At 74.1% G+C, this 22,025-nt stretch carries 3 protein-coding genes and 2 pseudogenes; all 5 read right to left on the reverse strand.

The annotated features are described in order from the left end of the window. Window positions 1-4,526 (reverse strand): beta-ketoacyl synthase N-terminal-like domain-containing protein (locus ACFYX3_RS00005; protein ID WP_389006479.1); only part of this gene is annotated, 4,526 nt, incomplete at its 3' end. A gap of 94 nt (window positions 4,527-4,620) precedes the next feature. Beyond that, window positions 4,621-6,849, reverse strand: coding sequence for an FkbO/Hyg5 family chorismatase (locus ACFYX3_RS00010; protein ID WP_382662482.1), 2,229 nt, complete (start codon window positions 6,847-6,849; stop codon window positions 4,621-4,623). Between the two features lie 71 nt (window positions 6,850-6,920). Further along, a pseudogene (locus ACFYX3_RS00015) lies at window positions 6,921-12,425 on the reverse strand (type I polyketide synthase); the annotation flags it as partial. 208 nt (window positions 12,426-12,633) lie between these two features. Next, entirely contained in the window at window positions 12,634-12,981 is a 348-nt protein-coding gene (locus ACFYX3_RS00020; RefSeq protein WP_382662478.1) for a helix-turn-helix domain-containing protein, read from the reverse strand. Window positions 12,982-13,142: 161 nt separating this feature from the next. Next, window positions 13,143-21,980 (reverse strand): annotated as a pseudogene (locus ACFYX3_RS00025) (amino acid adenylation domain-containing protein); the annotation flags it as partial. Window positions 21,981-22,025 lie beyond the last annotated feature (45 nt).

The raw sequence follows: 22,025 nt of genomic DNA on the forward strand, positions 1-22,025 counted from the left end.
CCCATCCCCAGCCGCTGGGCACCCTGACCGGAGAACAACACCCCCAGCCCCATGCCACTGGAGGCAGACCCCCGGGCCGCCTCCACCACACCCTCGGCGGAAGCCAGCAACACACCCCGGTCCTCGAACACCGGCCGCCCCAGCAACGACCAGCCCACATCCACCCGCGAACCCGCCACCCCGGCAAGACCCGCAAGCCCCGCCTCCAACGCCCCCACACCACGCCCCGACACCACCCACGGCACCACAGACGCATCCACAGAAGACTCAGGAGACGACGGCTCAGAAGGCGCGGCCTCCACGATCACGTGCGCGTTCGTCCCGCTGATCCCGAACGACGACACCGCCGCCCGCGCCACCCGACCCGAATCCGGCCACTCCACATTCCGCGTCACCAGCTCCACCGCACCGGACGACCAGTCCACATGCGGCGACGGCGCATCCACATGCAACGTCCGCGGAACCACACCCGCACGCATCGCCATCACCATCTTGATCACACCACCCACACCGGCCGCAGCCTGCGCATGACCAAGATTCGACTTCAACGACCCGAGTAGCAGCGGCCGTTCACGATCCTGCCCATACGTCTCCAACAACGCCTGGGCCTCGATCGGATCACCCAGAGACGTCCCCGTCCCATGGGCCTCCACCACATCCACATCCCCCACCGACAACCCCGCCACCGCCAGCGCGTCACGAATCACCCGCTGCTGCGACGGACCGTTCGGCGCCGTCAGACCATTCGACGCACCGTCCTGGTTGAGTGCCGATCCCCGGAGTACGGCGAGGACCGTGTGGCCGTTCTCGACGGCGTCGGAGAGCCGTTCGAGCAGGATCATGCCCGCGCCCTCGGCCCAGCCGGTGCCGTTGGCGCCGGCCGCGAACGCGCGGCAGCGGCCGTCCGGCGAGAGGGCCCGCTGGCGCGAGAAGTCGAGGAAGACCTGCGGGGAGGACATGATGGCGACGCCGCCGGCGAGGGCGAGGTCGCACTCCCCCTGTCGCAGCGCCTGCGCCGCGAGGTGCAGCGCCACCAGCGACGACGAGCACGCCGTGTCCACGGTCACGGCGGGGCCTTCCAGGCCCAGGGTGTACGCGATGCGGCCGGAGGCGACGCTGCCGGCGGCGGCGGTGCCGAGGTAGCCCTCCAGCTCGCGGGGCACGCCGGCGAAGCGCTCGGCGTAGTCGTGGTGCATGAGGCCGGCGAAGACACCCGTCCGCGAGCCCCGCAGCCCGAGCGGATCGATCCCCGCCCGCTCGATCGCCTCCCACGAGACTTCCAGCAGCAGCCGCTGCTGCGGGTCCATCACGAGGGCCTCGCCGGGGGCGATGCCGAAGAAGGCGGCGTCGAAGTCGCCGGCGTCGTGGAGGAAGCCGCCGTGGCGCGTGTAGCAGGTGCCGGGGGCGTCCGGGTCGGTGTCGAAGAGGGCGTTGAGGTCCCAGCCGCGGTCGGTCGGGAATTCGGAGATCCCCTCACGACCCTCGACGACCATGCTCCACAGATCCTCCGGAGACGCCACTCCCCCGGGATAACGGCAGCTCATCGCCACGATCGCGACCGGCTCGTCCACCACACCCGCACCACCGCGCCGCACCACCGACGCCGGCACCGCCCGGTCGGTGCCGGTGAGGCGGGCGGCGATGTGGCGGGCGAGCGCGGCGGGCGTCGGGTGGTCGAAGGCCACGGCGGCGGAGAGTCCGAGGCCGGTGGTCTCGACGAGCTGGTTGCGGAGTCGTACGGCCGTGAGGGAGGTCAGGCCGAGTTCCTTGAAGGCGCGGTCGGCGGCGGCGGGGGCGGGGGTGTTCCCTCCGAGGACGGCGACGACCGTGTCGAGGACGAGCCGTTCGAGCTCCGCGTGGCGCGCCTCGTCGGTGAGCGGGGCGAGTCGGGCCGTGAGGGCGGCGCGGACCTGCGGGTCGGCGGCCGTCCAGGCGTCTCCGGCCTCGGTGAGGCGCGGCGGCAGGAGGTGCTCCGGTCCTTCGGCGGGGGCGAGCAGGCAGGCGTCGGGGCCGGTCAGGGCGGTGTCCACGTACGCCGGGGTGTCGCCGTCCCAGGTGGAGGCGGCGAGCAGCGCGCCGGCGCCGCCGCGGGCCCGGTGGGCCCGGACGAGGGCCGCGGCGGCCGTGGTGGACGCGGCGGCGTCCTGGCCGTCGGCGCCGAGGACGGCGGTGAGCGGGGCGAGCACGACGAGGGCGGGCAGGGTCGTGGGGCCGTCCACCGCCTCGTACAGGGTGGGCAGGTCGACCGCTCCGTCCTCGTCGGCGTGGACGAGGGCGACGACCGTGCCGTCGGGGGCCGAGGTGGGCTCGGTGGCGGTGTCGACCTGGGCTCCGGCCGCCGTGAGCGCCGCCGTCAGTTCGGTGTGGCGGGCGGTCTCGGGGCCGGTGAGGAGCAGTCGGCGGACGCCGTGGCCGGTGACGAGCTGGGTGGCCGCGGCGGCGACGGCGTCGGTGAGCGGGCCGCCGAGTCCGGTGACGACGGCGATGCCCTCGGGGGCCTGCGGGCGGGCCTCGGCGTGGGGTGCGGCGGCCGGGGCGAGCCGGGGCGCGAGGGCGGTGCCGGCGCGGACGGCGATGCGGGGTTCGCCGGTTTCGACGAGGGCGCGCAGGGTGTCGAGGGGCAGGGTGTCGTCGTCGAGGTCGACGAGGACGAGGCGCTCGGGGTGGGCGGCCTGGAGCGACCGCAGGCGGGCCCAGGTCTCGGCCGCGCCGCCGGGGGCGGCGGTGTCGGCGGGGCCGCCGGGGGCCGCGTCGACGGCGTCGCGGAGGACGACGACGAGCCGGTCCTGTCCGTCCGTGAGGCGGGCGGCGAGCTCGTCGGCGAGGTCCGGGGTGGCGGGCAGGGCCCGCGCCGTGGTGTCGCCGCCGTGGCCTCCGTACACCTGCCAGGCGGAGGTGTCCGCCGGGGCGGGCTCGGAGAGGGGGGCCCATTCCGGACGGTAGAGGCCGTCGACGGTGCCGGTGCCGGTGGCGAGCAGTCGGCGCGGCAGGTCGCGCAGGGCGTCGCGGACGACCTTGCCGGAGGAGGTCCGGACGATCTCGCGGACGGCGTGGATCTCCTGGGGGACCTTGTGGTACGCGAGCCGGGCCCGGCTCGCGGCGAGGATCCGGCGCGGGTCGACGCCGTCGGGGCCGGGCACGACGAGGGCGACGGGCACCTGGCCGAGGACGTCGTGGGGGGCGCCGACGACGGCGGCGTCGCGGACGCCGGGGACGTCCCTGAGGACTTCTTCGACCTCGCCGGGGTGGATGTTCTGGCCGCCGCGGATGATGAGTTCCTTGATGCGGCCGGTGACGGTCAGGAAGCCGTCGGCGTCGCGGGTGGCGAGGTCGCCGGTGCGGTGGACGCCGCCGGCGGGGGCCGTGGCGGTGGCGGTGGCGGCGTCCCAGTAGCCGAGCATGACGTTCGGGCCCTCGACCCAGACCTCGCCCTCGGCGCCCTCGGGGACGTCCTCGCCCGTCTCGGCGTCGACGAGGCGGACGGTGAGGCCGGGCAGGACGGGCCCGCAGGAGCCGGGGACGCGGGGGCCGCCGGGGGCGTTGGAGGTGATGGGGCCGCAGGTCTCGGTGGTTCCGTAGCTGTCGAGGAGGTCGGTGCCGAGGCGTTCCCGTACGAGGGCGCGCAGCGGTTCGGCGGCGACGGAGCCGGCGGTGAGGCAGGTCCTCAGGCCGGTCGGCAGGGGGGTGTCGCGCTCGCCGACGGCGCTGACGAGCTGGTGGTACATGGCGGGCACGGCGGCCAGGAAGGTGAAGTCGCGGCTGCCGAGCAGGTCGAGCGCCTCGCCCGCGGAGAACGCGGTCATGATGTGGGCGCTCGCGCCGACGGCGGTGACGCCGAGCACGCCGAGGTGGTGGCCGAGGCAGTGGGAGAGCGGCAGCGGCCACAGCACGTGGTCGTCCTCGGAGAAGCCGAGCATCGGCGCGTAGCAGGCGGCGATCGTCCACAGGGAGTTGCGCTGGGTGGACAGGGCTCCCTTGGGGCGGCCGGTGGTGCCAGAGGTGTACAGCATGTAGGCCGGCTCGTCGAGGCCGAGGTCGTCGCGGGCGGGCTCGGCGGGCTCGGTGGCGGCGAGGGCGGAGAACGGGACGGCGCCGTCGGGGAGTTCGGCGGCGGGCGCGTCGCCGGTGACGACCAGGACGAGGCCGGGGTGCCGGGGCAGCAGGTCCCGGACCTCGTCGAGGTGGGCCGGGTCGGTGACGAGGAGGCGGACGCCGGCGTCGGTGAGGACGTGGTCGAGTTCGGCGCCGGTCAGTCGGGCGTTGACGGGGACGGCGATGCCGGCGGCGCGGGTGACGGCGTGGTAGCCCTCGACCATGTCGACGCCGTTGTCGAGGTGGAGGGCGGCGCGGTCGCCGCGCCGCAGGCCGAGGGCGCGGAAGTGGCCGGCGAGCCGGCCGGTGCGGCGTTCGAGCTCGGCGTAGCTGACGCTGCGGTCCGCGTCGGAGAAGGCCGTCTTCCCGCCGAACCGCTCGGCCTGGGCGCGGAGCAGTTCGTGCATCGGCCGGATCAGGTCGCTGCGCAGCACTTCGGCACTTCCCTCGTTGTCGTTCTCGATGCTTCGTAAGGTGTTCTGTTCGGGCCGCCGGCCCGAAGACGCCCTGGGGGGCGGGCGGTCGGCGTCAGGACAGGCCGATGAGGCCGTCGAGGGCGAGGTCCTCGCCGAAGACGCGGTCGACGAGTTCGGCGGCCTGCTCGGGGTTGAGCCGGGGGTCGCACAGCGTCGTGTAGTGGCGTTCGACGTCGGAGGCGTCGCGGACGGGGCCGCCGAGGCATTCGGTGACGTCCTCGGCGGCGGTCTCCAGGTGGAGTCCGCCGAAGTGCTGTCCGTGGGCGCGCAGGACGTCGCGGCAGGCGAGGGTCTCGGCGACGAGGTCGTCGAGGCGGCGGACCTTGGTGCCGGTGGGCAGTTTGACGGTGTTGCCGTGCATGGGGTCGCAGAGCCAGACGACGGGGTGGCCGGCCTCGCCGACGGCGCGGACGAGCGGGGGCAGGGCAGTGCCGACGGCTTCGCGGCCCATGCGGCTGATGAGGGTGAGCCGCCCGGGTTCGCGGTGCGGGTCGAGCGCGCGGCAGAGCTCCAGGACGCTCTCGGGGGTGGCGCGGGGTCCGATCTTGCAGGCGATCGGGTTGACCACGCCGCTGAGCAGGGTGACGTGGGCGTCGGCGGGGCCGCCGGTGCGCTCGCCGATCCACGGGAAGTGCGTGGATCCGAGGAACGGTTCGCCGGTGGTCTCGTCGATGCGGACGAGGGCGGCGGTGTAGTCCATGACGAGGGCGTCGTGGCTGGACCAGGGGCCGGGGTTGAGGCTGCGCAGGGAGGTGGCGGCGCGGTGGGCGCGCAGGGCCTGCTGGATCTCGTCGCTGAAGTGGTAGGCCCAGAGCATGCGGACGGGGTCGTGCCGGCGGGCCTCGGCCGAGCGGCCCTCGGCGTTGACCATGTGGCCGCGGAAGACGGGCAGTTCGGTGCCGTCGACGGTCTCGGTGGGCTGGGAGCGGGGCTTGGCGTACTGGCCGCCGAGGCGTCCGATCCGCAGGACGGGGAGCCGGGTGTGCTCGCCGAGCCGGTCGGCGAGCGCGTCCAGGTGGGCGATCTTCGTACCGGTGTGGTGCGGGGTGCCTTCGTAGAAGCTCTCCGCGCAGTCGCCCATCTGCAGGATGTGGGCCCGGCCGGCGGCGACCTCGGCGAGCCTGTCGCGCAGTTCGCGGATCTCGCCGGGGCGGACGACGGGCGGTGCGGCCGCGAGGGTGGCGCGGACGCGTCCGTACGCGGGGTGGTCGCGCCACTGCGGCTGCTGGGCGGCGGGCAGGTGCTCCCAGGCGGGGACGGTGCGGGCCGGGGACACCTGCTCGCGGACGACGATGCCCTCCAGTTCGACGAGGAGGTCGGCGCGGCACACGTCGGCGTTGAGGAAGACGATGTCCGCGGCCGGGGAGAGCGCCTCGCGGCAGATCTCCTCGACGCGGGCGATGTCGGAGCGGTGGCGTACGTACACCTTGACGCCCCGCAGGTCGTCGAGGGTGCAGCCGGGGCCGATGCCGTGCACGGAGAGGTTCCGGCCGCCGATGACGTGGGCGATGTTGTCGAGGGCGAGGCGGCACTGGGCCTCGACGTCGTCGGCGTGCATGGTGCGGTGGCCGAGGATGCCGGCGGTGCCGGAGACGTAGAGCTGTTCGCCGCCGCCGTCCTGGGCGAGGTAGGTGGCGCGGGCGAAGTTCGGGGCCTTCGGGCCGTAGCGGTTCGGGTAGTGGTAGGGCGGCACCTGGCGCGGGTTGTCGATGTTGACCTGGGTGCCCTCGCGGCAGGCGAGGAGGTAGAGGACGATCCCGCCGCCGTGCACGCCGATGACGGTGGCGGCGGGCATGCTGTCGGCCATTCCGTACCGTTCGAGGGCGCGGGCGCGGCCCACGCAGAACTCGCGGTACACCTCCAGGCCGGAGGCGTTCTCCTCGTTGATCCGGCTGATGTAGTGCCAGATGCGGTAGAGCTGCGGGTAGCCGAGGGAGCGGGTCAGTTCGACGGCCTCGGTGTAGACGGCCTCGGTGGCGTCGACGTAGTCGTCGCTCTCGGGGATGCGGGCGGTGCAGAAGAGGAACTCTCCGTCGACGGCGTAGGACAGTTCCCCGGACCGGCCCGTCTCGACGGGCCGGTCGGAGGTCCACACCTCGGCGAAGCCTTCCTCGACGGACTGGGCCGCCTGGATGCCGACGGCCGGGTGTCCCGCCTCGAGGGTGGGAGAGAAGGGCTCGTGGGTGAAGTCGACGCGGCCGAGGACGTGACGGCCGGGTGTCGTCAGGTCGTCGTCCTTCAGGCTCCTGAAGGACGGGGTCGGCGCGGTGGTGCTGTTCATGGACTGATCCCCCGTTGTGTCGTACCGAGTCGGCTACTGCGCCGGTCCTGGGAGCGTGCGTGGTGCGCCGGTCATGAGGCGTCGCGGCCGAGTGCCAGCCGGACCAGCTCGTCGGCGGCCATGTTCTTGATGGCGTGCTCCGCCGCGCGCTGCTCCGGGCGGGCCGGCCGGGCCGGTCCCGTGGGCGTGCTCGGGGCGGTGTCCGCGGGGACGATGCGCCCGGCGAGCCACTCGGCCATGGCCAGCGGCGTCGGATAGTCGAAGATCATCGTGGAGGGCAGCCGGAGTCCGCTGACGGCGTCGAGGCGGTTGCGGAGCTCGATGCCGGTGAGCGAGTCGAGGCCCAGGTCGAGGAAGCCCCGGTCCACGGCGACGGTCGCCGGAGTGGCGTGCCCGAGGACGGCCGCGACGTGTTCGCGGACGACGGCGAGGACCTCGCGGGCCCGGTCCTGCTCGGGCAGTTCGGCCAGCCGGGCCCGCAGGGCGGCCGACCGGTCGGAGCGGTCGGCGGTCCTGGCCCTGGGGAGCCGGACGAGGCCGCGGAGCAGCGGCGGCACCTGTTCGGCGTGGGTGAACATCCGGCGCAGCGCGCGGACGTCGAGGCGGGCGGGGACGAGGGCCGGCGCGTCGGTGGCGGTGGCGAGGTCGAAGAGGGCGAGGCCCTCCTCGGTGCCGAGCGGGGTGAGGCCGACGCGGGCGGCGCGGGCGCGGTCCGCCTCGGCGAGCCGGTCGACCATGCCTCCGTCGGCCTCCCAGGCGCCCCAGGCCAGGGACTGCGCGGGCAGTCCGAGGGCGTGGCGGTGGGCGGCGAGGGCGTCGAGGAAGACGTTGGCGGCGGCGTAGTTGGCCTGGCCGGCGCCGCCGAGGGTGCCGGACAGGGAGGAGAAGAGCGCGAACATCCGCAGGTCGTGGCCGCGGGTGAGCTGGTGCAGGTGCCAGGCGGCGTCGGTCTTGGGCCGCAGGACGTCCTGGACCTGGCGGTCGGTCAGGGTCTCCAGCATGCCGTCGGACAGGACGCCGGCCACGTGGGCGACTCCGGTGAGCGGCCGGTCGGCCGGGAGGGCGTCGAGGACGCCGGCGAGGGCGTCCCGGTCGGCGACGTCGCAGGCGACGGCCTCGGCGTCGGCGCCGAGGTCCCGCAGCGCCTCCAGGAGGTCGGCGGCGCCTTCGGTGGCGGGGCCGCGCCGGCCGAGCAGCAGGAGGCTGCGGGCTCCGTGGCGGACGACGAGGTGGCGGGCGAGGGCGCTGCCGAGGGCGCCGAAGGCGCCGGTGACGAGGACGGTGCCGGTGGACAGGTCGGGTCCCGCGGCGGTCTCCTCCGTGCCGGCGGTGGCGTCGGTACGGGTGGGGGCCTGGGCGCGGAGCAGCCGGGGCACCAGCGGTTCGCCGTCGCGCAGCGCGAGCTGCGGCTCGTCGAGGGCGAGGGCGTTGGGCAGGGCGGCCGCGGAGGCTTCGGTGTCGTCGGTGTCGACGAGGACGAAGCGGTCCGGGTGTTCGGTCTGCGCGGTCCTCAGCATGCCCCAGACGGCGGCGCCGGCGAGGTCGGTGGGGGCGGTTCCGGTCGCGTCGCGGGTGACGACGACGAGCCGGCTCGACGCGAGCCGTTCGTCGCCGAGCCACTCCTTCAGGAGGGCGAGCGTGTCGGTCGCGGCCTTCCGGACGGCCTCGGGCAGGTCGTCGGCGGGGTCGGTGCCGGGGTGGGTGAGGACGACGAGGGCGGGTGCCGCGGTGCCGGCGTCGAGGGCCGCCCGCAGGGCGTCGGTGTCGGCGAACCAGCGGCCGTCGCCCCACTGGGCGCGCAGGGCCCGGCTGAGCCGGAGGTCGTCGGGGCCGACGGCGGCCCAGGCACCCGCGGGGCGGCCGGTGCCGTCCTGGGGCAGCGGCAGTTCGGAGGGGGTCCACTCGACCTGGAAGAGGGCGTCGCTCGTGGTGTCGGGTGCGGCGAACTGCTCCGGGGACACGTCGCGCAGGCGGATGGTGCCGGCCCGGACGACGGGAAGCCCGGCCGGGTCCACGGCGGTCAGGGAGAGCGTCTGCTCGTCGGCGGCGGCGATGCGGACGCGCAGGGCGACGGCGCCCTCGGCGTGGACGGCGACGTCCTGCCAGGCGTACGGGAGCCGGGTGTCTCCGTCCACGTCGTCGTAGCCGACGAGGATGAGGGCCTGGAGGGCGGCGTCCCACAGCGCCGGGTGCAGGACGAAGGCGTCGGCCTCGCCGTGGCGCGCGTCGGGGAGCTCGACCTCGGCGAAGACCTCGGCGTCGCGGCGCCAGACGGCGCGGACGCCCTGGAAGGCGGGGCCGTAGTCGTAGCCGCGGGTGGCGAGCCGTTCGTAGACGCCCTCGATGTCGACGGTGGTGGCGTCCTGCGGCGGCCAGGTGCCGGCGAGTTCGACGACGGCGGGGTCGGTGCCGGGGTCGTCGCCGGAGGCGGGCACGACGGTGCCGGACGCCTGGAGCTCCCACGGGTCGTCGGGGAGGCCGTCCTCGGCGCGGGAGTGCAGGGTGAGGGAGCGGGCGCCCTCGCCGTCGGGCGCGGAGAGCGCGACGCGGAGGTGGACCGCGGCGTCCTCGGGCACGCGCAGCGGGGCGTGCAGGGTGATGTCCCGTACGAGGGGGCATGCGGCGAGTTCGCCGGCGCGGGCGACGAGCTCGACCAGTCCGGCGCCGGGCAGCAGGGCAGTGCCCCACATGGCGTGGTCGGCGAGCCACGGGTGGGTCTCGGCGGAGAGGCGTCCGGTGAGCACCAGGGCGTCGGAGCCGGGGAGTTCGGCGGCGGCGCGCAGGAACGGGTGGTCGACGGAGGTGAGGCCGAGCCCCTCGGCACCGGTGCCGCCCTCGTGCGGGGCGGCCCAGTAGCGGGTGCCCTGGAAGGCGTACGTGGGCAGGTCGAGGTGCGGGACGGGGTGGCCTGCCCAGACGGCGTCCCAGTCGAGGGCGGCTCCGTCGGTGTGCAGGCGGGCGAGCGCGGCGAGCAGGGTGCCGGTCTCGGGGCGGCCTCGGCGGAGCACGGCGGCGAAGACGGCGCCGTCGGCCTCGGGTTCGCCGGCGAGGGTGTCCTGCGCGGCGGCGGTGAGGGCCGTGTCGGGGCCGATCTCCAGGAAGCGGGTGGTGCCGCGGGCGTACAGGGTGCGCACGCCGTCGGCGAAGCGGACGGTGCGGCGGACGTGGTCGGCCCAGTACTCGGCCGAGCGGGCCTGTTCGGCGGTGAGGAGCTCGCCGGTGACGTCGGAGACGACGGGGAGCCGCGGCGGGTGGGCGGTGACGGTGCCGAGGACCTTCGCGAACTCCTCGAGCATGGGGTCCATGAGCGCGGAGTGGAAGGCGTGCGAGGTGCGCAGCGGTTTGGTGCGGACGCCTTCGGCGCGGCAGGCGGCGGCGACCTTGGCGACGAGCGTCTCGTCGCCGGAGACCACGACGGCGGAGGGGCCGTTGACGGCGGCGATGCCGGCCGTGGGGCCGTCCTGGCCGGCGGTGTCCTCGTCGATGCCGAGGCCGGTCATGAGGGTGCGGACCCAGTCCTCGGGGGCCGCGACGGCGACCATGGCGCCGCCGGCGGGCAGGGCGTCCATGAGGCGGCCGCGTTCGGCGACGATCTTCACGGCGTCGGGCAGGGACCAGACCCCGGCGAGGTGCGCGGCGGTGAGTTCGCCGATCGAGTGGCCGAGGAGGGCGGTGGGGCGCAGGCCCCAGCTCTCGGTCAGCCGGTAGAGGGCGGTCTCCAGGGCGAAGGTGGCGGCCTGGGTGTAGGCGGTCCGGTCGAGGAGCAGCGCGTCGGCGGTGTCGGGCCGGGCGAACAGGACGCTCTTCAGGGGACGTTCGAGGTACGGGGCGAAGGCGGCGCACACCTCGTCGAGGGCCTCGGCGAAGACGGGGTACGTCGCGTACAGCTCCTGGCCCGCGCCGGGCCGCTGGGCGCCCTGTCCGGTGAGGAGGACGGCGGTGCCGCCGTGGCGGCGGGAGTGGGCGGCGACGGCGTGCTCGGTGGGTTCGCCGGCGGCGAGGGCGTCGAGTCCGCGCAGCAGGTCGGCGCGGTCGGTACCGAGGACGGCGGCGCGGACGGGCAGGACGGAGCGGCGGGTGGCGAGGGCGGCGGCGACGTCGGCGGGGTGGGCGTCCTCGGTGCGCTCGGCCCAGGCGCGGAGCCGGGCGGCCTGGGCGCGCAGGGCGTCCTCGGTGCGGGCGGAGAGGAGCCAGGGTGCGGTGCCGGTGACGGTCCGGGACTCGGTGGACTCGGCGGCGGCGGGGGCCTGTTCGAGGATGACGTGGGCGTTGGTGCCGCTGAGGCCGAAGGAGGAGACGGCCGCGCGGCGGGGCCGCCCGGTCTCGGGCCAGGGGACCGGCCCGTCGGTGACCAGCCGGGCGGCGCCCGCGGTCCAGTCGACCTGGGGTGTGGGCTCGTCGGCGTGCAGGGTGGGGGGGACGGTTCCGTGGCGCATGGCGAGGACCGTCTTGATGATGCCGGCGACGCCGGCGGCGGCCTGGGTGTGGCCGATGTTGGACTTGAGGGAGCCGAGGAGCAGCGGGCGGTCGGCGGGCCGGTCCGCGCCGTAGGTGGCGAGGAGCGCCTGGGCCTCGATGGGGTCGCCGAGGCGGGTTCCGGTGCCGTGGCCCTCGATGACGTCGACGTCGGCGGGGGTGAGGCGGGCCCGGTCGAGGGCGGCGCGGATGACGCGCTGCTGGGCGGGGCCGTTGGGGGCGGTGATGCCGTTGGACCGGCCGTCCTGGTTGACGGCGGTGCCGCGGACCACGGCGAGGACGGGGTGGCCGAGGCGGCGGGCGTCGGAGAGCCGCTCGACGAGCAGCACTCCGACGCCTTCCGCGAAGCCGGTGCCGTCGGCTCCCGCGCCGTAGGACTTGCACCGGCCGTCCGGGGCGAGCCCGCGCTGGCTGCTGAAGTAGACGAAGGTGTCGGGGGTGGTCATGACGGTGGCGCCGCCGACCAGGGCGAGCGAGCAGTCGTCGTCGGCCAGGGCCTGTCCGGCCAGGTGGAGGGCGACGAGGGAGGAGGAGCAGGCGGTGTCGACGACGACGGCCGGGCCTTCGAGGCCGAAGGCGTAGGCGACGCGGCCGGCGGCCATGCTGGCGGTGTCCGTGGAAGGGCCGGAGGACATGATGCCGTTGAACACTCCGGTGCGGGAGCCGCGCAGCGCGTCGGGCCGGATGCCGGCGCGTTCGAAGGCCTCGGCGGAGCACTCCAGGAGCAGCCGGTGCTGGGGGTCGACGGTGGCCGCCTCGCGCGGGCTGATGTCGAAGTACTCCGCGTCGAAGGAGGCGGCGTCCATAAGGAATCCGCCGTCTCGAACATAGCTCTTGTCGACGGCCTCGGGGTCCGGGTCGTAGATCCCGGCGATGTCCCAGCCGCGGTCCCGGGGGAATCCGGTGACCGCGTCACGGCCTTCCTCGACCAGCCGCCAGAGTTCGTCAGGTGTGGTCACTCCACCCGGAAATCGGCATGCCATTCCGATGATGGCGAGCGGTTCCGAGGAGCGCTCTCCCGCCTTCTCCAGGCGCTCCCTGAGGTCTTTTATCTCGGCCGTGGCGCGCCGCAGATAATCCACATACTTCTGCTCGTCAGCCATTTCTTTCCCCCGTGGCGTACGCAGTCCCATTCAATGGTTTTCGGCATACCGAAGAGAACGCCGAATAATTTCACCCGGCCTGCCTGGGACGACACGGCGGCGGGGGCGGGGCAGAGGGCCCGTCAGAGAGGGTGGATCAAGTGGAATCCAGGGCCCGCCGGCCGCGAGAGCGCGGCCGGCGGGGCGGCGGGCGTGTGCCCGCGGATCAAGCGGAACGGCGCTGGGTGGTCAGTTCGTCCAGCTGCCATCGGGCGGAGCAAGAGGGACATTGGGCCACAGACCGGCCTCTCGCTGTCCTGCGGAACTGCTCCAGCGAGTCCCCTTCGACGCACAGGGCATCGGCCAACAGTTCGATCGAGCGCCGCTGCGGCGCGGTGGTGCGACCCCTCTCCAGATCGGAGATGGTGCGAATGCTGAGCCCCGAATTGAATGCTAATTCTTCCTGAGTGAGCCCGGCCCGCTCGCGCAGCAGACGCACCAGCGAAGGAAGCTCCTCCAGGCCTTGTACCACTTCTTCCAGCGGTTCTTCTCGATGTGTCGTTCGAGATATCACGCAGTTCTCCCCGTGAGCCCCCCCAGGGGCAACCGAATCCAGCCACCCCCGGGGGGAACAACGTGACGTGCATTGGCGAGATCCACCCTAACATGACGCTTCTGATCTTGGTAAGCGAGATAGGGCACACCCCCCTCACGTCACATTTCTTCACGAGGAGTTCACGCCTCCCGCGACACGCGCTCGGAGAACTCGGCCACGAACTCGCCGATTTTGCGCTCAGGATGAGCCACCATGGCCGAAAGGAGGTGCACGTACTCCTGGACCCACCGGGCCACCGCACCGTCCGGGAAATAGCCGGAGCGGTGGTTGGCCGCGATGACCGAGAACTGGTCGGTGAAGTGGATCTCGACCCGGAGCGGATGCTCCGTCTGCGCGAGCACCTGGACCGGCGTCGCCGCCCCGAGCACCGACATGAGACGTCCCAGGCCGGCGATCATGCCCGGCACGTTCTCGTTGACGACGTAGCTCTCGAAGAGCGGATCGGTGGTCTGCAGACCACCTCCCAGCTCCCGGAGCGTCTCCGGCGTCACGTACTCGTAGTCGCTGATCGCCTTGATCCGGTCCTGCACCCCGGTGAGCCAGGTCAGCAGATCCGCGTCGGGGTCCACCGTCGTCGCCACCGGCAGGATGTTGAACATCAGGCCCGCCGCCTGGTCGACGTCGACCGAGGTGGTGCTGCGGCCCGACATCAGCGCGCCGCTGACCACCCGGTCCGAGCCGGTGATCGCGCTCAGCAGCAGCGACCAGGCGCCGTACACCACGCTGTTGACACTGAGACCGTTGCTCCGCGCCAGCCGCGTGATGCCCTCCGCGTCCTCGTCCGAGACGACCACGAACTCCTGCTGGACCGGGATCGCGACGTCGGCACGACGCTCCTCCTCGGGCAGCGTGATCCGCGCCCCCGGCAGCGTCACCCCGTCCAGCTGCTTCTGCCAGAACTCCTCCGCGCCGCTCATGTCGCGCTCGGACTGCTCCTGGCAGAAGTCGCCGTAGGCCGCCGCCGGCGGGATCACCAGCGGCTCCTTGCCGGCCGACAGGTTCTCGTACGTGTCGAGGAGCGTGCGGACCATCATCGCCGCGCTCCAGCCGTCCTGCGCGAGCAGCGTGAAGAAGTGGATGTACTCCCACGTGTCGTCGGCCAGCCGGAACAGCCCGAGCCGCGTCTTCCCCAGCGAGTCGTAGAAGCCGCGCCGCCGTTCCGCCTCGATGAAGGCGGCGATCCGGCGCTCCTGCTCGACGTCGGACGCGGCCCGCAGGTCGAACGTCTCGAAGCCGATCTTCACGCCGGTGCGGACCACCTGGATCCAGCGGTCGTCCTCGTCGCGCACGTAGCTGGACCGCAGCGACGGGAACTGGTCGATGGTGTACTGCCACGCCTTCTCCAGCGCGACCGGCTCCAGCTTGTTGCCCTGGAAGCGGAAGCGCTGGTGGGTGATGTAGACGCCCGAGTCCGGCGCCCGCTCGACGAACTCCAGCGCGTTGCGCTGCATGCCGGTCGCGGGGTACGCGTCGGCGGCGTCCGGGAAGCGGGTCCGCGCCCATTCCAGGAGCGCGGCGTCGCGCTCCACCTTGGCCTTCGCCCGGACCGGACCGCGGGACTCGGCGAGCGCCGCGAGCTCCTGGATCGTCGGGCTCTGGAAGACGTCCTGCGGCGTGAGCGCCAGACCCTTCGCGGTCGCCCGGCTCACCATCTGGATGCCGAGGAGGGAGTCGCCGCCCAGGGCGAAGAAGCCCCGGTCCACGGTGATCTCCTCCAGGCCGAGGACCTCCGCCCAGATCTCGGCGAGCTGCTCCTCGTACCGGGTGCGGGCCTGGACGACCTGCTCGGTCGAGCGCACACCGCGCTTCGGGAGGGGCAGCGCACCTCGGTCGAGCTTGCCGTTGGCGGTGACGGGGAACCCGTCGAGCGCGACGATCGCGGACGGCACCATGAACTCCGGGACCCGGTCCCGCAGGAAGGTGCCGGCCTCCGAGGTCAGCCAGGTGCCGAGCTCGGCGAGCCCGGGGCGGTTGGCGTGCCGCAGCAGCGGCCGGCCCAGCTCGTCGCGGTCCGTCCAGTCCGCGGCGCACGCGCTGTCCGGGCGGCGGAAGAGCACCCGGTAGGCGCCGTCGGAGCGCCCGCCGACCCAGGCCGCGTCGGCCAGGTAGCCGTGCTCGCCGGCGAGGGCCCGCAGGACGTCCGGGTCGACGCCCCGGCCACGGGCACCACCGGCGCCGGCGAGGCCCGCGACCGCGGTGCCGTCGGCGGCGGAGGCCAGCGCGGCCACCAGCTCGCGACCCGCGGCGGTCCTCGGGTTGGGCACCGCGTCGATCTCCACGGCGTCCGGCCGCTCCTCGGCCAGGATCCGGCGCACGTCCTCCAGCGAGGACCAGGCCGCCCGGGCCGGGCTCGGGACGGCGGCGCCGTCCAGGTGCAGGACGACGTCGTAGCCGTACGCGACGAGGTCGTCGGCCTCGTCACCGGCGGGCCGCAGGGCCACCTCCACCCGGGAGATCCGCGGCAGTTCGGTCCGCAGGACGGAGAAGAACTCGGGCGCGAGCGCCAGTTCCCGCTCGTCGGCGGCCCGCCGGCGCACCCGCTCCTTCAGCTTGCCGACGGTCAGACCCGCCTCGGCGCCCGCCGCCTCGGCCTCGGTCTGGAAGGTCTCCAGGAGCGGCAGGCTCCGGATGCCGCCGAGGACGATCGCGCCGCCGGGCCGCACCAGGTCGAGGGCGCCCGTGAGGACGTCCCGCAGCCGGGCCGGGTCGGGCAGGCGCCGGGTGACGGCGTCGAGGACCACCGCGTCGAAGGGCTCGGCGCCCAGGCCGGACAGGTCCTCCTCGGACCGGTGCAGGACCTGGCCGTCGACCGCCTCGGGCAGGGCCGGCAGGACCTCTTCGCGGATCCGTCCGGCGGCCGCGCCGGACGGCTCGGTCGCCACGTACGCGGTGGTGTGCGGGGCGACGCGGGCCATCAGGGCGCCGTCGCCGGCACCGAGCTCCAGGACCCGCTGCGGGGCGAGTGCGAGGACCCGCTCCGCGAGCGCCGCGCCGGACGCGTCCTGCTCCAGGATCCGCTCGCGCTCCGCCTCCAGTGCCTCGGCCGAGGCCTGCGGGACGGCCGCGTCCTCGCCGGGGACCACGTACGCGACGAGCTGCTTGTCCTGGCCCTCGGTGACCTCCCGCGCCATCACGACCACGTCTCGGACGGCCGGGTGCTCCCGCAGGCCCGCCTCGATCTCGCCGAGCTCGATGCGCATGCCGCGCACCTTGACCTGGAAGTCCGTACGCCCCTGGAACACCATGGAGCCGTCGGGCAGGAAGCGGGCCAGGTCGCCCGTCTTGTAGAGCGTGGCGCCCGGGACCGTGCTGAACGGGTCGGGGACGAACCTCTCCTCGGTGAGCTCCGGCCGGTTGAAGTAGCCGCGGGCCACGCCGACGCCGCCGATGTACGCCTCGCCGGCCGCGCCGATCGGCACCGGCCGCAGGTTGCGGTCGAGGATGTAGATCTGCGTGTTGGCGATGGGCGTGCCGATGGAGACCGGGGCGCCGCCGAGGTCCCGCGGGCATTCCCAGCAGGTGCTGTCGACGGAGCACTCGGTGGCGCCCCACAGGTTGGTGACGGTGGCGTTGGGCAGCCGGTCGTACACGCCCTTGATCGAGGTGGCCGGCAGGTCCTCGCCGCTCGCGATCACGCGGGTGATCGAGGTGCAGGCCTCGATGCCCGGGTGCTGGAGGAACACGCGCAGCATGGAGGGGACGAAGTGCAGGGTGGTGACGCCCTGCTCCTGGATGAGGGTGGAGAGGTACTCGGGGTCCTTGTGGCCCTCGGGGCGGGCGACGATCATCCGCGCGCCGGTCAGGAGGGGCCAGAAGAACTCCCACACCGAGACGTCGAAGCTGAACGGCGTCTTCTGCAGGATCCGGTCGTCCGGGGTCAGCCCGTAGTACTCCTGCTTCCACAGCAGCCGGTTGACCACGCCGCGGTGGGTCATCATCGCGGCCTTGGGGCGGCCGGTGGAGCCGGAGGTGTAGATCATGTACACCAGGTCGTCCATGCCCACGGGGCTCTCCGGCCGGCTGTCCGGCTGGTCCGCGAACTCGGCGGGGTCGTCCAGGAGGAGGACCTCGGCCTGGTGCTCGGGCAGCCGTTCCAACAGGTGACGCTGGGTCAGCAGGAGCCGCGGCACGGTGTCGTCGAGCATGAACGCCACGCGCTGGCGCGGATAGGTCGGGTCGATCGGCAGGTAGGCGCCGCCGGCCTTGAGGACGGCCAGCAGGCCCACGACCATCTCGACCGACCGCTCCATCGAGATCGCGACGGGCTGGTCGGGCCCGACGCCCATGGCGAGCAGCCGGTGGGCGACCCGGTTGGCCCGGCGGTCGAGGTCGGCGAAGGTGACGTCCTCGCCGTCGAAGGTGACGGCGACGGCGTCCGGGGTCCGGTCCGTCTGGTCCTCGATGAGGGTGTGGAGGCAGCGGATCTGCTCCTCGGGCCAGACGCGGTCGGTGTCGTTCCAGTCGACGAGGATCCGCCGCTCGATCTCCGGCGTGAGGACCGGGAGTTCGGAGACCCGCCGCTCGCGGGCGCCGGCGAAGGCCTCCAGGACGACCCGGTAGCCGCCGAGCAGCCGCTCCACGGTGTCGTGGTCGAAGAGGTCGCTGTCGTACTCGGCGTCGACGAGCAGCGCGTCGGGCAGTTCGGTCACCGAGATCTCGACGTCGAACTTGGACGTGTCGTTGTGGATCTCCATGACGTCGGCGAAGGCCGCACCGCCGGGGCCGGAGTCGCCGCTGTGCCGCTTCATGTCGAAGACGACCTGGAACAGCCCGTTGGTGGCGGGGCCGCGCTCCGGGATCAGCTCCGCGACGAGCGCGTCGTACGGCACGTCCTGGTACTCGAAGCCCTGCTTCACGGTCTCCGAGACCCGGGCGAGGAGTTCGCCGACGGTCGGGTCGTCGCCGAGGCCGGTCTTGAGCACGACGGTGTTGACGAAGAAGCCGACCAGGTCCTGGAGGGCCTCGTGGCGGCGGTTGGCCATGGCGCTGCCGACGACGACGTCGCCGGTGCCGTCGGTCTCCCCCGCGTACCGGTGCAGGATCACCTTGAGCGCGGCGAGCAGCGTCGTGAACAGGGTCACGCCCTGCTCGGCGCTGAACGCGCGCAGGCTCTCGGCGAGTTCGCCCTCGACGCGGAAGCTCGTGGCACCGCCCTGCAGGCGCTGGACGGCCGGGCGCGGCCGGTCGGTGGGCAGCTTCACGGCGGACGTGACGTCACCGAGCAGGTCCCGCAGGTTCGCGAGGCGGGCGGCGAGCGCGTCGGCGTCGAGCGAGTCCCGCTCCCACACGGCGTAGTCGGCGAACTGCACGGGCAGCGCGGGCAGCGCGGGCTCGCGGCCCTCGGCGAAGGCCCGGTAGGCGGTCTCGATCTCGCTGCCGAACACGCCGCCGGACCAGGCGTCGGCGATGATGTGGTGCAGGTTGACGACCATGCGGTGCTCGTCGTCGCCGAGCCGGAACAGCGTCACCCGGGCCAGCGGACCGCGCGCCAGGTCGAAGACGTGGCGGGCCTCCTCGCCCACCAGCCGCTCGTAGGCGGCCTCCCGCTCCTCGGGGGTCTCCCCCTCCGCGGCCACGACGGGCACGTCCAGGGTGAGGGTCGGGGCGATCTCCTGCCAGGGGCGGCCGTCGGCGCTGGGGAAGGTGGTGCGCAGCGCCTCGTGCCGGCGGACGACCTCGTTGACCGCCCGCCGCATCACCTCGGGGCGCAGGTCGCCGGCGAGCGGCAGGGCCATGACCACGTTGTACGCGGGGCTGTCGGGCACCAGCTGGTCGAGGGTCCACAGCCGCTGCTGGCCGAAGGAGAGCGGGATGCGGTCGGCGGCCCCGGCGAGGCGGCGCTCGGCGGCGACCCGCAGCAGCGCGTCCTCCGGCTCGGTGCCGTCGGCGCGGGCGTCGATCTGCTCGGCGACGAACCGGGCGAGGGCGGCGGGCGAGGGCTGCTCGAAGAGCGTGGTCACCGGCATGGTCAGGCCCGTGGCCCGGTTCAGCCGGTTGCGGGCCTCCAGGGCGGTGAGCGACTCGAAGCCCAGGTCGAGGAAGGGGCTGTCGACGTCGACGTCCTCGGGCGAGCCGTGCCGGAGGACGGCCGTGATCGTACGGACGACCAGGTCGAGGGCGGCGGCGTAGCGCTCCTCGGCCGTGCCGTTCAGGAGGCGGGCGCGCAGCTCGTCGGCCTCGTCGTCGGCCTCCTCGGGCAGCGCGGACAGGATGTCGTCGCCGGTGTCGCCCGAGGTGACGGTGTCGATCCAGAAGCGCTTGCGCTGGAAGGGGTACGTGGGGAGGTCGACGTGGGCGCCGGTGCCTTCCGGCAGCACCGTCCGCCAGTCCACGGACACGCCGGCGGCGAAGGCCTCGCCGAGCGCGGCGAGGAGCTGGGCGCGGCCGCCGAGGCCGTTGCGCAGGGTGCCGAGGGCGCAGAACGCGGTGGTCTGCCCGGTGAGGGTCTCCTCGACGGCGGGGACGAGCACCGGGTGCGGGCTGACCTCGATGAACGAGTCGAAGCCCTGGCGGGCGAGCGCGGCGACGGAGTCGGCGAACCGGACCGGCAGGCGCAGGTTGCGGAACCAGTAGGCGGCGTCGGCCTCGGTGGTGTCGAGCCAGTCGCCGGTGACGGTGGAGAAGAACGGCACCGTGGCACGCTTCGGCGCGACCGGGGCCAGCTGCTCGGCGAGGGCGGCGCGCAGCACGTCGACCTGCGGGGTGTGCGAGGCGTAGTTGACGGGGACCCGGCGGGCCCGTACGCCGTCGGCCTTGCAGCGCTCGACGAGCTCGTCGAGGGCGTCGGCGTCGCCGGCGACGACCGAGGAGGTGGGGCTGTTGACCGCGGCGACCGCGAGCCGGTCCCCCCAGGGCTCCAGGCGGGCCGTCACCTCGTCGGAGGGGAGCGCGACGGCGGCCATGCCGCCCCCGCCGGCGAGGGTGCGCACGATCTCCCGGCTGCGCAGCGCGACGATGCGGACCGCGTCGTCGAGGCTGAGCGCCCCCGCCACGTACGCGGCGGCGATCTCGCCCTGGCTGTGGCCGAGCACGGCGTCCGGACGGACCCCGCGGGCCCGCCAGACGGCGGCGAGCGAGACGGCGACGGAGAAGAGCGCGGGCTGGACGACGTCGTCGCGGTCGAGGCCCGGCGCGCCGGGCGCCTCACGCAGGACGTCGAGCAGCGACCAGTCGACGTACGACCGCAGGGCCTGGTCGCAGGCCTCCATCTCGCGGGCGAACACCGGCTCGGTGTCGAGGAGTTCGACGCCCATGCGGGCCCACTGCGAGCCCTGGCCGGGGAAGACGAAGACGGTGCGGCCCGTGACGCGGACGCGTCCGGTCACCGTGTCGGCGGACTGGCCGCCCGCGGCGAGCTCGCGCAGGCCGTCGAGGAACTCGGAGCGGTGGCGGCCGACGAGGACGGCGCGGTGCTCGAAGAAGGTACGGGCGGCGAGCGCGCTGCTCACGTCGGCGGGCGCGGTCTCCGGGTGGGCGTCGGCGAACGCGAGGAGGCGGGCGGCCTGGTCGCGCAGGGCGGCGGCGGACCGGCCGGTGAGCGCCCAGGGCAGGGGCCGCTCGTCCTGGCCGGCGTCGGCCGTCACGGCCTCGGCCGCGGTCCGCGGGTCCGCGTCGGCCGCGCCGTCGCCGGCGTCCGCGGCGGCGGGCTGCGGCTCGGGGGCCTGCTCCAGGATGACGTGGGCGTTGGTGCCGCTGATGCCGAAGGAGGAGACGGCCGCCCGGCGCGGGGCGCCGGTCTCGGGCCAGGGCTGGAGGCCGGCGACCGGCTCGACGGCTCCCTGGGACCAGTCGACCTGCGGCGTGGGCTCGTCCAGGTGGACGAGTCCGGGCACCTCGCCGTGGCGGATCGACAGGACCGTCTTCATCACGCCGAGGACACCGGAGGCGGCCTGGGTGTGGCCGATGTTCGACTTCAGGGCGCCGAGCAGCAGCGGGCGGTCTTCGGGCCGGTCCTGTCCGTACGTGGCGAGCAGGGCCTGGGCCTCGATCGGGTCGCCCAGGGTGGTGCCGGTGCCGTGCGCCTCGACCAGGTCGATGTCGGCCGGCGTCAGGCGGGCGTTCTCCAGGGCCTGGTGGATCAGCCGCTGCTGGGCGGGGCCGTTGGGGGCGCTGAATCCGGAGCTGGCGCCGTCCTGGTTGAGGGCGGAGCCGCGGACGACCGCGAGGACCCGGTGGCCGAGGCGCTGGGCGTCGGAGAGCCGCTCCAGGGCGATGACGCCGACGCCCTCGGACCAGCCGGCGCCGTCGGCGGCGGCGGAGAAGGACTTGGAGCGGCCGTCGGGGGCGAGCAGTCGCTGCCGGGACAGCTCGACGAACGCCTGCGGCGTCGCCATGACCGTGGCACCGCCGACGAGGGCGAGCGAGCACTCGCCGGAACGCAGGGCGCGGCCCGCCTGGTGGAGGGCGACGAGCGAGGAGGAGCAGGCGGTGTCGACGGTCATCGCCGGGCCGGAGAGGCCGAGCGTGTACGAGATGCGGCCGGAGGCGAGGCTGCCGGAGCTCGTGTTGCCCAGGTAGTCGTGGTACATGAGGCCGACGAAGACGCCGGCGTCGCCGCCCGCGAGGGACTTGGGGTCGAGCCCGGCGCGCTCCAGCGCCTCCCAGGAGCATTCCAGGAGGAGCCGCTGCTGCGGGTCCATGGTCAGCGCCTCGCGCGGCGAGATGCCGAAGAAGGCGGCGTCGAAGTCGGCGGCGTCGTGCAGGAAGCCGCCCTCGCGGACGTAGCTGGTGCCCGGGTGGTCCGGGTCCGGGTGGTAGAGCGCCTCCGTGTCCCAGCCGCGGTCCTCCGGGAACGGCCCGACGCCGTCACGGCCTTCGGCGACGAGCTCCCACAGGCCCTCGGGAGTGGTCACGCCGCCGGGAAGGCGGCAGGCCATGCCGACGACGGCGAGCGGTTCGTTCGCTTCGTCGACGAGCTGTTCGTTCTCCTGCCGGAGGCGTTCGTTCTCCAGCAGCGATGCCCGAAGCGCCTCGACGAGCGAGTCGGAAGAGGTGTCCAATGG

Origin of the sequence: Streptomyces sp. NPDC002463, from assembly GCF_042889835.1 — a bacterium.
Lineage (GTDB): Bacteria > Actinomycetota > Actinomycetes > Streptomycetales > Streptomycetaceae > Streptomyces > Streptomyces nymphaeiformis.